General features: G+C 67.7%; 11 protein-coding genes. 3 read left to right on the top strand and 8 right to left on the bottom strand.

Annotated features, from left to right (window positions below):
* Nucleotides 1-174: 174 nt before the first annotated feature.
* The gene (gene hpaA, locus BTN82_RS16385; RefSeq protein WP_075120169.1) at nt 175-1,086 is read left to right on the top strand and encodes a 4-hydroxyphenylacetate catabolism regulatory protein HpaA; all 912 of its coding nucleotides are present in this window, start codon (nt 175-177) and stop codon (nt 1,084-1,086) included.
* 69 nt (nt 1,087-1,155) lie between these two features.
* Nucleotides 1,156-2,247, top strand: coding sequence for a DUF1176 domain-containing protein (locus BTN82_RS16380; protein WP_075120168.1), 1,092 nt, complete (start codon nt 1,156-1,158; stop codon nt 2,245-2,247).
* Nucleotides 2,248-2,255: 8 nt separating this feature from the next.
* Here BTN82_RS16380 and BTN82_RS16375 read toward each other — a convergent pair whose 3' ends face one another.
* The 6 genes from BTN82_RS16375 to BTN82_RS16350 form a co-directional block, all read right to left on the bottom strand.
* Nucleotides 2,256-3,233 carry a helix-turn-helix domain-containing GNAT family N-acetyltransferase gene (locus tag BTN82_RS16375; protein WP_075120167.1) on the bottom strand — a complete coding sequence of 326 codons (978 nt, stop codon included), beginning with the start codon at nt 3,231-3,233 and terminating at the stop codon, nt 2,256-2,258.
* 206 nt (nt 3,234-3,439) lie between these two features.
* On the bottom strand, nt 3,440-5,119 hold the full coding sequence (locus BTN82_RS16370) for a GMC family oxidoreductase (RefSeq protein WP_075120166.1): 1,680 nt from the start codon (nt 5,117-5,119) through the stop codon (nt 3,440-3,442).
* A 32-nt stretch (nt 5,120-5,151) separates the two neighbouring features.
* Nucleotides 5,152-6,453: a carbohydrate porin gene (locus BTN82_RS16365; protein WP_075120165.1), complete on the bottom strand. Its 1,302-nt coding sequence runs from the start codon at nt 6,451-6,453 to the stop codon at nt 5,152-5,154.
* Nucleotides 6,454-6,605: 152 nt separating this feature from the next.
* Nucleotides 6,606-7,670, bottom strand: coding sequence for a 2,3-butanediol dehydrogenase (locus BTN82_RS16360; protein WP_075120164.1), 1,065 nt, complete (start codon nt 7,668-7,670; stop codon nt 6,606-6,608).
* Nucleotides 7,667-8,932, bottom strand: coding sequence for an MFS transporter (locus BTN82_RS16355; RefSeq protein WP_075120163.1), 1,266 nt, complete (start codon nt 8,930-8,932; stop codon nt 7,667-7,669). Before BTN82_RS16355 ends, BTN82_RS16360 begins: the two co-directional genes overlap by 4 nt.
* A gap of 39 nt (nt 8,933-8,971) precedes the next feature.
* The gene (locus BTN82_RS16350; protein ID WP_075120162.1) at nt 8,972-9,505 is read right to left on the bottom strand and encodes a 2,4'-dihydroxyacetophenone dioxygenase family protein; all 534 of its coding nucleotides are present in this window, start codon (nt 9,503-9,505) and stop codon (nt 8,972-8,974) included.
* 287 nt (nt 9,506-9,792) lie between these two features.
* On the opposite strand from BTN82_RS16350, the gene BTN82_RS16345 reads away from it, so the two are divergent.
* Nucleotides 9,793-10,770 (top strand): helix-turn-helix transcriptional regulator, encoded by a 978-nt coding sequence (locus BTN82_RS16345; RefSeq protein WP_075120161.1) that lies wholly within the window; start codon nt 9,793-9,795, stop codon nt 10,768-10,770.
* Between the two features lie 283 nt (nt 10,771-11,053).
* On the opposite strand, the gene BTN82_RS16340 is transcribed toward BTN82_RS16345, so the two are convergent.
* The gene (locus BTN82_RS16340; protein ID WP_075120160.1) at nt 11,054-12,160 is read right to left on the bottom strand and encodes a class II histone deacetylase; all 1,107 of its coding nucleotides are present in this window, start codon (nt 12,158-12,160) and stop codon (nt 11,054-11,056) included.
* Between the two features lie 43 nt (nt 12,161-12,203).
* Nucleotides 12,204-13,379 (bottom strand): MFS transporter, encoded by a 1,176-nt coding sequence (locus BTN82_RS16335; RefSeq protein WP_075120159.1) that lies wholly within the window; start codon nt 13,377-13,379, stop codon nt 12,204-12,206.
* Nucleotides 13,380-13,386 lie beyond the last annotated feature (7 nt).

The following is a 13,386-nucleotide window of genomic DNA, read 5'->3' as shown; positions in this document are numbered from 1 at the left end:
TTGAACATCGCGCAAGACGAGGCGATTTCGTTAATGTGTTAACGTTATATTTAATATGTTAACGATCGTCAAGCGCCGACCGCGATCCGGTTGCCGCGCTCTGGCGGACACGCCTCGATTCCCGCAGGATGTGGGCGTTCGTCGCGGCCTGAAACAAGAACGGGAACCGACCCCATGAGCGATCGCCAGCCGATCCCCAACATCAACATCGGCCAGGTCTACGACCAGCGTTACGCCGATGCGCAGGTGCATTACGACAAGCTGAGCAACCTCGCCGGGTTCTTCGGCCGCAACATGCCGGTGCACCGCCACGACCGGTTTTTCCAGGTGCATTACGTGAAGAGCGGCGCGGTGCGGGTCTACCTCGACGACCGGCAATACCTGGAGTCGGGGCCGATGTTTTTCCTCACGCCGCCGACCATCGCCCATTCCTTCGTCACCGAGGCCGACAGCGAAGGCCATGTGCTCACCGTGCGTCAGCAACTGGTGTGGGAATTGCTCGAAGCCGACAGCCGCCTCGCCAGCGGCCCGCAGATCGCCCCGGCCTGCGTGGCGCTGGCGCGCCTGGAACCGCAGTTCGCGGCCGAGGCGCGGCGCCTGGAACTGCTGTTCGACGAGCTGCAAGAGGAAGTCGCGGGGCAGGGCGCCGGGCACGCGCCAGCGCTGGAGGCCCTGACGCGGTTGATCCTGATCAGCCTGTTCCGGCTCTCGGCCCACTCCCTCGAGCCCCGTCCGGCACGCCACGAAGACCTGCACATCTTCCATCGCTTCAACGAACTGATCGAAGCCCAGTACCTGCAACACTGGCCGCTGTCGGCCTATGCCGGGCAGATCGGCGTCACCGAGGCGCGCCTCAACGACGTCTGCCGGCGCATCGCCGACCTGCCGTCGAAGCGCCTGGTGTACGAGCGCCTGATGCAGGAGTCCAAGCGCCTGCTGTTGTTCACCGCCAGTTCCGTGAACGAAATCTGCTACCGGCTGGGGTTCAAGGACCCGGCGTATTTCAGCCGCTTCTTCCAGCGCTACGCGAAGATGACGCCGGGGGAATACCGGGCGCGCCAGGGAGTGACGAAAGCTTCGTCTTGAGGAAAAAAACGCGAACCCCGGCGCGGCGCGTGGGAGAATCCGCGCTTTTGCCCGACAAGGAACCGTCCCATGTTGCAGCGCAGTCTGATGCTTGTTTTGCTGGCCGCCGGCGCCGCGCCGGCCCTGGCCCAGCCCGCCGCGGAGAAGGTGCCGCTGCTGCGCCAGACCCAGGACTGGGTCACCGGCTGCGACAACCTGCGCGGCTGCCATGCGCTGAGCGCGCCCAACGGCGAGCACGGCACGCAATACAGCGCCTTGACCCTGCATCTCCAGCGGCGCGCCGGCGCCGACGGTCCGCTGGAGATACGCCTGGATCAGCGCGGCGAGCCTGCCGAACTGGCGGCGCTGCGTCTCGACGGCCAGCCGCTGGAGCCGCGGCTGTTGGATGCCCTGGCGCTGCTGCCGGAGAAGAAGGGCGCCCGGGCCGAGGCCAGCCGTTATGAAATCGCCGACCCGGCCCGGGCCCGGCAATGGCTGGAACGCCTGCGCAATGGCAGTGAGCTGCGGCTGGTGGGGAACGACGAGGCCTGGGTGTCGCTTCGCGGGTTGTCGGCGGCGCTGTTGCTGATGGACTCGGTCCAGGGCCGGGTCGATGGCGTGACGGCGTTGTGGCGTCCGGGCCCGCGTCCAGCCAGCGAGGTGCCCGCGCGACCGCTGCCGGCCCAGCTACGGGCTTATCCGGGGGCGCCGCAACTGACGGCGCAGGAGCGCACGCGCATTACGGCGGCGGCCCTGAAACTCGCTTCTCCGGGGACGCCCAACGACGACGAGGACTCTGTGGCCGAGCCCCAGGTCGAGGTCTATCCGTTGAGCGCGCAGCGGGCGTTGACCGTGGTGCTCAGCGACTGCGCGGCCTACAACTGCGATTACCTGATCAGCAGTTGGTCGCGCAGCGATCCGCCGCAGTTGCAGACGCTGCATCGGCAGGCCTTGCCCCTGGATAACGCGGACGGCTCGGGCGGGGCCGATTACGACCCCAAGACCGGGGTGCTGAGCACTTTCTACCTGGCCCGCGGCATCGGCGATTGCGGCGAGACCGGGCGCTGGCTGTTCGACGGCGAAGCCTTCCAGCTCAGCGATTACCGCAAGATGCCGACCTGCAACGGCCTGTCGTCCGAGGACTGGCCGCGGCTCTGGAGTATCGCGCCGCCCGCGCGCTGAAGCGCGCTTCAGCCAAGGCCCGGATGGCGCCGTTCGAACCGTTGCTCCAGTACGGTCTTGCCCCATTGCGCGGCGGATTGTTCCTCCACCAGCCGGAAGCCGAAGGCTTCGTACAGGTGCCGGGCGGCGTCCAGGCCGCTGAACGTCCACAGGTAGCAGTACGTCGCGCCCACCCGGTCGCAATGCTCCAGCGCCGCTTCGAGCAGGCGGCGTCCGGTGCCGCTGCCGCGCGCCGCGTCGTCGAGGATGAACCAGCGCAGATGGGCCACCTTGTCGGCGCCGTCGGCCGGGGCCGCGGGCGCACCCAGGTCGATGGCGATCGAGCCGACGATCTGCTCGTCGAGCAGCGCCAGCCACACCCCGTTATCGGGATGCTCCAGGCGTTCGCTGAATTCCGCCAGACCGGCGGCGACCTGCTTCTCGAAGAACTGCCCGAAACCCACCAGGCGCGCGTAGTAGAGCGCGTGCAGTTCGGTGATGCGGCCGATCATGCCGGGCCGATAGCCGCGCTGTACGGCGGGTGTCACGGCGTCGATCCGCGACTGCCCCAGGCGGCAGGCTTCCAGGGCCCGGCCATAGCTGCGCAGGCCGTCGACCACCTGGCTTTGCTGACGCGGCGCCAGCAGGCGCAGGGCTTGCGCCACCTGAGCGCTGCCGAAGGCATGGAGGGCGGCCACCTGCTTGCGTCCCTGGGCGGTCAGGCCCAGGTGCTTTTCCCGGGCGTCCGCGGGGCTGGGGCTTTCCTGGAGGTCGCCGCGGTCGATGAGCTTGGCCAGCAGGCGGCTGATCGAGGATTTTTCCAGGTTCAGGGTCTTGCCCAGTTGGGCGGCGGTGAGCGGGGCGTGCAGGTCGAGCTCGATCAGCGCGTGCACCGCCGAGGGCGCCAGATCGGAGCCGGCGAGGGTAGCGCCCATAAAACCCAGTTCGCGCACCAGTTTGCGCGAGGCGTTGCGGGTTTGATCCACCAGCGGCGAAGGAGAGGACATGGCGAGGCTTCCCATATAGTTGTGCGATGCAACTATATGCCCGGTAAACCGCAAAATCCAGATGCACACCGAAGCGTATCCGTAGGAGCGCAGCTTGCTCGCGATGGTCGTTAACGCTAACGCGCACCGGCTGGATAAACGCGGCGCTCTCACGTCCATCGCGAGCAAGCTTCGCTCCTACAGGGGATCACCTGTGTTTGACCGATTCAGCCAATGGCCAGCGTCGGTGCCGGTTCCTCAAGACGAACAGGGGCGCCCAGGGTCGGTGCCGCCTTGCCCAGCAGCAGGTCCGCGGCCTTTTCGCCGATCATGATCGCCGCCGCGTTGGTATTGCCGGTGGTCAGGGTCGGCATGATCGACGCATCGGCCACCCGCAGGCCCTGCAGGCCGTGTACCCGCAACTGGTCGTCGACCACCGCCTGGGCATCGTGGCCCATCTTGCAGGTGCCGACCGGGTGGAACACGGTGCCGAGGCTGTCGCGAACCCATTGCTCGATCTGTGCCTGGCTCTCGACCTGCGGCCCGGGCAGCAGTTCGCCTTCCAGGCGCCGGGCGAAAGCCTGGGTCGCCGCCAGTTGGCGCACCAGGCGCACGCCGGCCACCAGCTTGCGCAGGTCTTCCGGGTGGCTGAGGAAGTTGCCGTCGATAACAGGTTTGTCGTGGGGATCGGCCGAGTTGAGCCGCACCTGGCCGCGGCTCTGCGGGTGCATCACGGCGATATGCAGGCTGACGCCATGGCCCCGCGGCACCAGGCGCTGCGGCTGGTTCTTCAGCGCCGGGGCGACGATCAGCCCCAGTTCCGGCGCGGCGTCGTCGGGCCGCAGGCGCAGGAAGCCGCCGGATTCCACGGTGTTGGAGGTCAGCGGGCCGCTGCGCCGGCTCAGGTACTGCCAGGGCGAGCGGGCCAGGGGCAGCAGGCCCTTGGCCGACACGCCGTAGGTCAGAGCGCTGTCGCTGCGGTACATCAGCACCACGTCCTGGTGGTCCTGCAGGTTGTGGCCGACCCCGGGCAGTTCATGGCGTTGGGCGATGCCGTGGCGCGCCAGTTCCTCGGCCGGGCCGATGCCGGAGAGCAGCAGCACCTGGGGCGAATTGATCGCCCCGGCGCTGAGGATCACCTCGCGCCGGGCCTTGAGGCGAAACACCGCGCCGTCCTGGCTGACCTCGACGCCGCAGGCGCGATTGCCCTCCAGCAGCACACGGTGGGTCAGGGTCGAGCTCAGGACGCAGAGGTTGGGGCGCGTCAGCGCCGGGTACAGAAAGGCCCGCGCGGCGCTGCAACGCTCGCCGTTGATCTGGGTGACATGGAAGGCGCCGTAGCCTTCCTGCTCCTCGCCGTTGAAATCCGGGTTGTAGCGCCAGCCCAGCTCCTGGGCGGCCTGGTAGAACACCTCGTTGACCGGGCTCGGGCTGCGTTGCGCGGCGACGTTGAGCTCGCCGCCCTGGCCGTGCCAGGGCGAGGCGCCGGGCTCGAAGTGTTCCGAGCGCAGGAAGTACGGCAGCAGTTCGTCGTAGCTCCAGCCCTGGTTGCCGGCCGCCGCCCAGCGATCGTAGTCGCTGCGGTGGCCGCGGATGTAGATCATCCCGTTGATCGCGCTGGAGCCGCCCCAGAGCCGGCCGCGAGGGCAGGGGATCGGCCGGTCGCCGCTGGCGGCCTGGGCGCTGAAGCTGTGCATCCAGTTCCACTTCGGGTTGGCGATCAGGCGGATGATGCCCGCCGGGGTCCGTACATAGGCCCCGGGAAACAGGCTGCGGTCGCTGGGGCCGGCCTCGATTAGGCAGACGCTGAGCGCCGGGTCGGCGGACAGGCGGTTGGCCAGCACGCAACCGGCCGAGCCGGCCCCGACCACGATGTAGTCGAACGAACGTGGAGCGCAGTCAGTCATGGTAGATACCTCGTTGGCAGTGGAAAGCAGGTTCACAGCCCCAGCGCCGCGCCGACGTCGTACATGACTTGCAGGCCGACGACGAAGCCGTTGCCGCTCAGTTCGCGGGCCTCGGGGTTGTAGAAGTTGTCCGGGTTGATCAGGTACTGGACGCTGGGCTCGAGGGCCAGGTGCCGGGTCAGGGCGAAGTGGCCGTTGGCCTCGATGGCGTAGACGTTGCGCTCGCCGAGTCGGGCGTCGCCGCCGTTGGCGATCCGCGCCTGCTGCTGGAAGCGCAGTTGGTGGTCGTTCAGGCGCAGGTAGCTGGCCTTGAGGTTGAGCTTGTCCTGGGGGCGGTCGAAGGGTGCGAGGTAGGTCAGGCCGGCCTCGGCGAAATGGCTGAAGGGCTGCTTGTCGTCGGCTGCGACAGACAGCGAACCGAACGCCAGCAGGGCTTGCGGTGCCGTGCCCAGGCCGCCGTCGGCGCGCCAGAAACCTTGCTGGAACTTGAAGAAGGCACCGCCGGTGCCGTGCTCGCTGGCGCCGGTCAGCGGGTCGCGCTGGTTGGAGGTGTTGTAGTAGCCGTTGAGTTCGTAATGGGCGCGGTAGGCGCCGTCGTCCTTGCTGCCGATGCCCAGCAGCAGGCTGGTGCCGCTGGCGTCGTCGGTGCTGAAGTCCAGGCCCTTGCGTTTTTTCAGGTAGTCCACCGGGTTCGACTCGAAGGCGCCGCCATGCACGTAGAAGCCGGGCGTCGGCTGGTACTTGAGGTAGCCGCCCCAGGCGCCGTAGGGCGGCGGCAGGATGCCGGTGGACGAATCGATGATCGGGTCGTTGCAGGTGACCACCGTTTCGCAGTTGTAGATATAGAAGTAGCGCCGGGCGTTGGTCCGCCCCAGGCTCATGTCGAGCCGGCCGTCGAGCCAGGTCTGCTGGTAGGTCAGCAGGCTCAGCTGGTTGCTGGTGATGTCGTTGTGGATCGGCGCGCCGGCGAAATAGCTGCCGGCGGCGCCTTGCCAGTTGCGCGAGGTCGGCTGGCCGGTGGCGGTGTCGAGGATGAACACGGTTTCCTCGATATGAAAGGCCGCGCCCTCGAGGCCGGCGAGGGTGTCCAGGTCGACGTCGGCGCCGACGAACAGGTCGCCGCTGTTGCCGAAGCTGTGTTGCCGCGGGCCGGTATCGAGGTTCTTCATCGACAGGCTCCAGAACTGTACGTGGGGTTGAATGCCATAGCCGGCCAGTTGCTCGCCGAGCCCGGCCAGCGGGCCTTCGCGGTTGGGCGTCGGGGTCTCGGCCTGGCACAGCGGGGAGCAGAGGATCGCGGCCAGCAGCGGGCACAGCAGGGAAATGCTTTTCATGGTCGATACTCGTTTCTTGTTGTTTTTGTGAGTAGCCGCTGCCGAAGGCTGCGATCGGACGCGCAGCGTTCGTAAACGGGTTATTGGGAGACGGCTGATTGCGCTGGCGAGGACTGCGTCCTCGAACGCAGCCTGCGGCAGCGGCTACAGGGTCATGCTTTGGCCAGCGCGGGGCTGGGGTTGACCAGGACCTTGATCTGGCTCTTGTCCTGCAACAGCGCCTCGAAGCCATACTCCACGGCCTGGTCCAGGGTCACGCAGCGGGTCACCGCGCGGGTCAGGTCCAGGCGGCCGCTGGCCAGCAGTTCGATCAGCGGCGGGTAGGCGTTGCGATAGCCGACGCTGCCCAGCAGGCGCAGTTCGCGGTTGACCAGGTCGAAGGCGTCGAAGCGCGCCTCGTCCATCAGGCCCACCAGCACCGCTTCGCCGCCCTTGCGCAGCGCTTGCAGGGCGAGGTCCAGGGTCTGCTGGCTGCCAGCGGCCTCGAAGGCCGTGTCGACCCCGCCGTCGCTCAGTGCGTGCAAGCGTTGCGGCAGGTCGGCGGCGTGGCCGTCGAGCACCTCCAGGGCGCCGAAGTCGCGGGCCAGCCGGCGTCGCTCCGGGCTGATGTCCACGGCGAAGATCCGCTCCACGCCGCGCAGGCGCGCCAGCTGGATCAACAGCAGGCCGATGGGGCCGAGGCCGAACACCACGCAGCTGTCGCCGGCCATCAGGCTGCTCTGGTTCAGCGCGTGAAAGGCCACCGCCGCCGGTTCCAGCACCGCGGCCTGCTTGAAGCTCACCGCGTCCGGCAGCGGGTGCAGCATGTAGGCCGGGACTCGCACCTGTTCGGCGAAACCGCCGTCGCCCATCAGGCCGATGAAGCCCATGGACTGGCAGAGGTTGTACTGGCCGGCGCGGCAGTACGGGCACTCGCCGCAGCGATACTCCGGCTCGACCGCCACCCGGCTGCCGACCCGGACCCGCTCGACGCCCGCGCCGACGGCCATGACCTGGCCGCAGAATTCGTGGCCCAGGGTCAGCGGCGCGCGGCAGCCGGACAGCGGGTGGGGCTGCTGTTGCGGGATCGAGTGCGGGCCGTCGGCGTATTCGTGCAGGTCGCTGCCGCAGATGCCGCAGTAGGCCACCTGGAGCAACACCTCGCCCGGCCCGGGCTCGGGCTGGGCGAGGTCGGTCAGGCGCAGGTCGCGGGCGGCATGCCAACGCAATGCTTTCATGGCTGGTTTCCTTGCAGGGCGGAGGACGGGGAAGGTTCGACGCGGCGGGCGCGGGCGAGCACCGCCGGCGCGGTTTCCTTGAGGAACAGGGCCAGCAGCGCGGCCAGCAGGGCGCCGCCGCAGGAGATCCACATGACGATGGACAGGCCGAAACGGTCGGCGGCGAACCCGGCGACGGTCGGCGAGACGAAGCCGCCCACCAGTTCGCCGACGCCCATGATCAGGCCCAGGGCCGTGGCCATGACTTCCCGCGGCACGGTCTCGGCCGGAATGGTCGCCATGAACAGGGTGAAACAGCCCAGGCCCGTGTAGGTCAGCAGCATCAGTACGCCCATCATCCAGGGGCTGCTGGCGTAGAGCAGGGCGATCGGGCAGCAGGCGGCGACCAGCGAGAACAGCACCAGGGTCGGGCGGCGGCCGAAACGATCGGAAATCGCCGCCACGCCAAAACCCCACAGCACCCAGGCGCCGCCCAGGCAACTCATCACCGTGCCCATGCTTGCCGGGCTGTAGCCGCGGACCTTGACCAGGAAGGTCGGGGTGAAAGAGATCAGGATCACGAACCAGGTGAGAAACACGCAGCTGATCAGGGTGCAGAGCACGATATTGCGGCTTTTCAGCAGCGCCAGGCGCTGCACCGGGGCCGCCGCGCCAGGGCTGGCCGCGGGCGCCAGCGGTGCGTCGCGCCGCACGTAGCGCCAGATCAGCAGGGCGATCAGCAGCCCGGGGATCAGCGACACGATAAAGGCATGGCGCCAGCCGTAGGCTTCGGCCAGGCCGATCAGCACCGGCGGGCCGATCACCGCGCCCAACAAGCCGGCCGCCGAGCCTTGCAGCAGGCCCATGTTCAGGCCCCGGCGATGGGGCGAGGAGGCTTCCACCATCAGCGATTGCGAGAGCGGCAGGATCGGCCCTTCGGCCAGGCCCATGATGCCGCGGAACAGCAGCAGGCTGAGAAAACCGGTGACCAGCCCCGAGAGCGCCGAGCACAGGGAAAACAGAATCACCGCGCCGATCAGCAGCGGCTTGCGCTTGCCGCGCCGGTCCGACCAGGCCCCGACCAGGGCGCCGGACACCGCCCAGGCCAGGGCCAGGACCGACGACAGCATGCCCAGGTGGCTGTTGCTCAGTTGCAGCTCGTCAGCCATGAACGGAAACAGGAAAGACAGCGCCAGGCGATCGAAAAAGACGAAGCCGAACGTCAGGAACAGCACGCCCAGCAGGATGTTCTCGTAACTGGCTTTATTGTTGTTGTAAGCCATGGTCGTTCTCCGCGGGAGGGACAGGTGAAAGTCGCCGGTTCAGCGAAACAGGGTGTCGATGTAGGCGGCGCCGAGGCCGATCTTTTCGTAGTGGGCGCGGCACATGGCGATGTAGGAGTGCACGTCGAAATAGCCTTCCGGCTCGCCGTGCTCGTCGAGCCAGATCAGCGGGCCCTTGACGATGAAAAACGCGCGCATCGGTTGTTCGTGCTCGTAGGCCACCAGGGTGTGGCCTTCGCCCGGGGTCTCGTAGACGAAGTCGCCGGCGGTCGCGGTCCAGTCGTGCTCCAGGTAGCCCCACTTGCCCGACAGGGTGTAGGCGAACACTTCGTGCGGGTGGTAGTGGCGGTTCACCAGCCCGGCGCTGCTGGCCATGAGGATGTCGCACCAGCGGTTCTCGCTGGGGGAGATCCACAGCGGCCGCGACGACACGGTTTCGGTGAAGGGCACGTACAGCTCCAGGTCGTCGGTCGCGGCGTTGGCCAGGTACACCTCGGGCTTGGCGTCCGGCTTGAAGCAGTTGGCGATCGGTTGCAGGTCTTTCCAGAATTCACGGCTGGCGGCTTCGGGCATGGTCGGCCTCTCTTCGTTGGGGGAGTCGAGGCGACTTTAGGCGGGCGGCGCGGGCCGGGTTTTATCGAATCGGACGGGATTGTTGTCTGAATCGGACTAGATCTTTCCTACAGGCTTCGGGGACGATATTTACAGGGCCAATCGTCTTGTACCCACTGCGTTTCACGTTGACAGCTTCTAAGGTTCATATGTTAATGAACGGCCGCGGCCCTTATGTTCCGTGGCTTCAGGTATCCGGTCGCGGCCTTGCCGACCGGCAACGCTTCCTTGCCATGAGAAGAATAAAAATGTCTCCATGCGCCTTGCTCGAAACCCGGCATGCCTGTACCCAGGGCGTTGCCCTGGACCAGCGGTTGGCCTTCTGGGAGGACTACAACGCCTCCTCGCTGGTCGGCCTCAAATGCACCACCTTTTGCGACGACGGCCTTGCCGCCCGCCAAGACAACCTGCAACTGGATGGCATGCGCCTGGCGCGGATCGAGGGCAACGAACATGTGGTCGAGCGCGACGGCGCGATGATCCGCACGGCGCCCAAGGAGTCGGTGTTCGTCTCCTTCGTCACCGGCAGCGGTTCGTTTTTCTATCAGGACGGCGCCTGCCAGTTGCTCGAACCGGGCGAGCTGATCATCTACCGCACCGACAAGCCCTACCTGTTCGGTTTCTCCGGGCCGATGCGCCAGTTCATCTTCGACCTGCCCCAGGCATTGTTCGCCGAGCGCTGCCTGCAGCGTTTCGACCGGCCGTTGAAGGTCGGCGGGCACAGCGGCGTGCAGCGCCTGCTGTTGCGGACGCTGGGCGAGCGCACGGACGAGTTTTTCCAGCAGCCGCTGAGCCAGGACGTGCCTGAGTATCAGAACCAGGCCCTCGAATTGCTGGGCAGCCTGATTGCCGGGCAGACCGGCGAGCGGCGGATCAACGCCCTGAGCGCGTCTTATCTGCTGGCCGCCAAGCACTGCATCAGCGAACAGTTGGCCGACCCGGAACTGAGCTGCGAGCGAGTGGCGGCGCAAACCGGCATTTCGCCCCGGCACCTGACCCGCCTGTTCGCCCTGGAAGGCACCCAGCCCAGCCGCTTCATCCTGGAAAAACGCCTGCAACAGGCCCATGACCTGCTGAGCAGCCCCCGGGGCCTGGGCCTGGACATCGGCGAAATCGCCTACCGCCACGGCTTCACCAGCCAGGCCCACTTCGCCCGGGCGTTCAAGGCCCATTACGGCCAGACCCCCAGCGAAGCCCGCGCCTCCCAGGTATCCCTGTCCTCGTAGGAGCGCAGCGTGCTCGCGATAGCCGCGTAGCGGCGGTTTGCCTGTCACCGCGCGTTATCGTTATCCATTGATCGCGAGCAAGCTGCGCTCCTACAGGACGGCGAGAGCCACGAGGCTTCGGCCTGGCAATCGGAGCGGCCGGCGCGGGCAGCGAACCAGCCCCAAGCACCCCCGGCACCCCAATTCCTTGTAGGAGCGCAGCGTGCTCGCGATAGCCGCAAAGCGGCGGTGTACCTGCCACCGCGCATTATCGTTATCCATCCATCGCGAGCAAGCTGCGCTCTTACAGGGCTTCGGCCTGGCGGTCGATTAGCTGGCGCTGGAAGGCCTGGAATTCCGGGCTGGGCTGTTGCATCTGCACGAACTCCAGCATCGGGTCGGTGACCGCGGTCCTGACGCCGGCCAGTTCCTCGAGGGTCGCCAGCCCGCAGAAGGGCACATAGGCTTCGGAGTAACCGCCTTCGTGCACCAGCACCAGGCGTCCGTGGCACAGGCGCTCGGCGGTTTCGCGCAGCAGGCGGGTCATGGCGCGGAACGAGTCGCTGTGCAGCAGCATCCGCGCCAGCGGGTCGACCGCGTTGGCGTCGTAGCCGCAGGCAATGACGATCAGCTCCGGCTCGAAGCGCTCCAGGGCCGGAATCACCAGGCGTTGCAGGGCATGCAGGTAGGCGTCGTGGCCGCCGCCGGGCAGCAGCGGGATATTGAGATTGGCCCCCAGCCCGGCGCCGCGGCCGCGGTCCTGTTCGCCGCTGTAGCCGGGCGGGAAGCAGCCGTCCTGATGCAGGGAAATGGTCAGCACGTCGCCGCGTTCCTCGAAGATCGACTGGGTGCCGTTGCCGTGGTGCACGTCCCAGTCGATCACCGCGACCTTGCCCAGGCCGCGCCGGGCCTTGGCCGCCTCGATGGCGATGGCGATATTGGCCAGGAAGCAGAAGCCCATGGCGCCGTCGGCCAGGCAGTGGTGCCCCGGCGGGCGGGACAGCGAGTAGGCGTTGTCGGCTTCGCCGTCGAGCACGGCGTCCACCGCGGCGATGGCCAGGCCGGCGGAGAGTCTGGCGATTTCGTAGCTGCCCGGGCCGATTGGCGCCTGTGGGCCGAGTTCGCCGCCGCCGGCGTCGCTCAGGGCCTTGAAGCGTTGCAGGTACTGGGCGGTGTGCACTCGCAGCAAATCCTCTTCGCTGGCGGCCGCGGCGCCACGCACCAGGAGCTCGCGGCTCAGGCCGGAGACGTCCAGCAGGCTTTTCAGGCGGCGCTTGGTTTCCGGCGATTCGGCGTGCCCGGCGGCGGCGGGCGGTTGCACCCAGCCGCCGACCGGCAGCGTCAGGGCATGCGGGCCGGCGCTGTGCCAGAGGCTGAGTTCATCGAAGAAAAACGCGGTTCTACGTTTCATGGGTATATCCATCTAGGGGGAAGGACCAGGGGGCGGGTGAGGTTCAGGGCGCGCGGCGGCTGCCTAGGATCAGCGCCAGCGACAGCAAGCTCAGGCAGGCGCCGCCGATCAGCAGCGGCTGAAAACCGCCGGTGTTTTCGATCAGCCGGCCGGCGAGGGTCGGGCCGATGGCCAGGCCGCCGCCGATCACCAGGTTGGAGGCGTTCATCAGCTTGCCGGAGCGGTCGAGGTCGGCGAGGCAGGCGAGGATCAGCGGCAGGATGAAGGTCCAGGTGAACTTGAAGGCCAGGGCGGCGAGGGCGAAGCGCGCCAGGGTCGGCGCGCCCAGCAGCAACAGCAGCGAGCCGGCCATCAAGGCGTAGCCGAGCAGCAGCAACAGCAGGCGCGGCAGGCGATTGCCGATCAGCGAGGCGCAGCCGGCGCCGACGATGCCCATGACCGTGGCGACGGCCAGCAGCTCGCCGCTGGCTTGCGCGGAAATGCCGGCCTGGGCGCTGATCGAACCGATAAAGGTCCAGACCCCGCTGAGGCTGATGTAGAAACCGAGGATGCCGAGAAGGCCGCAAGCGGCTTTCCACGTGGGCACGGCCGCCGCGGGCTGCGTGCTTTGCGCAGGGCTCGCGGCGCCCCGGGGAAAGTAGCGTGCCAGCGGCAGGCACAGGGTCATCAGCACGGCCAGCAGCAGGTAGCAGGCCGCCAGGCCGTACTGCTCGAACAGGTGCGGCAACAGGCTCAGGCCGAGCGCCCCGACCACCAGTTGGCCCATGACCCACAGGCCGTAGACCCGGCTGGGGTTGGCGGTCGAGGCCGCGCTGGACAGGCAGATGATCATCAGCGAACCGCCGGCCAGGGCGCTGGCGAAACGCAGGGCCAGCAGCGCCGGGTAGCTCTGCGCCCAGATCGACAGCAGGTTGGCGCCGATGAACAACGCCCCGGCCAGCAGCGCCGCGCGGCGCCAGTCGATGCGCTTGAGCCACCAGAAGGCGGGCAGGGTGGCCAGGCTCATGGCCCCCAGTTCAGTGGCGAACAGGTCGCCGATCTGCGAGGGGCCGAGGTGCCATTGGCTGGCCAGTTGCGCAGCCACCGCCGGGGCGGTCATGAGGATGGTCGGGATGATGGCGGCGAACAGCACGATGGCTGCCAGTCGTGCCCGCGGCGAGACGGCGTGCGGTTGCTCGCCGCTCAGCGCCTGGTTCTTGTCGATCGTGGAGGTGTTCATGGGCAAG

Origin of the sequence: Pseudomonas chlororaphis, assembly GCF_001921865.1 — a bacterium.
GTDB lineage: Bacteria > Pseudomonadota > Gammaproteobacteria > Pseudomonadales > Pseudomonadaceae > Aquipseudomonas > Aquipseudomonas chlororaphis_D.
The sequence above is the reverse complement of the archived record's forward strand: the minus strand, read 5'-3'. Positions and strand labels throughout refer to the sequence as shown.

Bases quoted from the DNA above. Each gene is read 5' to 3' on its own strand.
- hpaA (WP_075120169.1), top strand. From the start codon at position 175: ATGAGCGATCGCCAGCCGATCCCCAACATCAACATCGGCCAGGTCTAC.
- BTN82_RS16380 (WP_075120168.1), top strand. From the start codon at position 1,156: ATGTTGCAGCGCAGTCTGATGCTTGTTTTGCTGGCCGCCGGCGCCGCG.
- BTN82_RS16375 (WP_075120167.1), bottom strand. From the start codon at position 3,233: ATGTCCTCTCCTTCGCCGCTGGTGGATCAAACCCGCAACGCCTCGCGC.
- BTN82_RS16370 (WP_075120166.1), bottom strand. From the start codon at position 5,119: ATGACTGACTGCGCTCCACGTTCGTTCGACTACATCGTGGTCGGGGCC.
- BTN82_RS16365 (WP_075120165.1), bottom strand. From the start codon at position 6,453: ATGAAAAGCATTTCCCTGCTGTGCCCGCTGCTGGCCGCGATCCTCTGC.
- BTN82_RS16360 (WP_075120164.1), bottom strand. From the start codon at position 7,670: ATGAAAGCATTGCGTTGGCATGCCGCCCGCGACCTGCGCCTGACCGAC.
- BTN82_RS16355 (WP_075120163.1), bottom strand. From the start codon at position 8,932: ATGGCTTACAACAACAATAAAGCCAGTTACGAGAACATCCTGCTGGGC.
- BTN82_RS16350 (WP_075120162.1), bottom strand. From the start codon at position 9,505: ATGCCCGAAGCCGCCAGCCGTGAATTCTGGAAAGACCTGCAACCGATC.
- BTN82_RS16345 (WP_075120161.1), top strand. From the start codon at position 9,793: ATGTCTCCATGCGCCTTGCTCGAAACCCGGCATGCCTGTACCCAGGGC.
- BTN82_RS16340 (WP_075120160.1), bottom strand. From the start codon at position 12,160: ATGAAACGTAGAACCGCGTTTTTCTTCGATGAACTCAGCCTCTGGCAC.
- BTN82_RS16335 (WP_075120159.1), bottom strand. From the start codon at position 13,379: ATGAACACCTCCACGATCGACAAGAACCAGGCGCTGAGCGGCGAGCAA.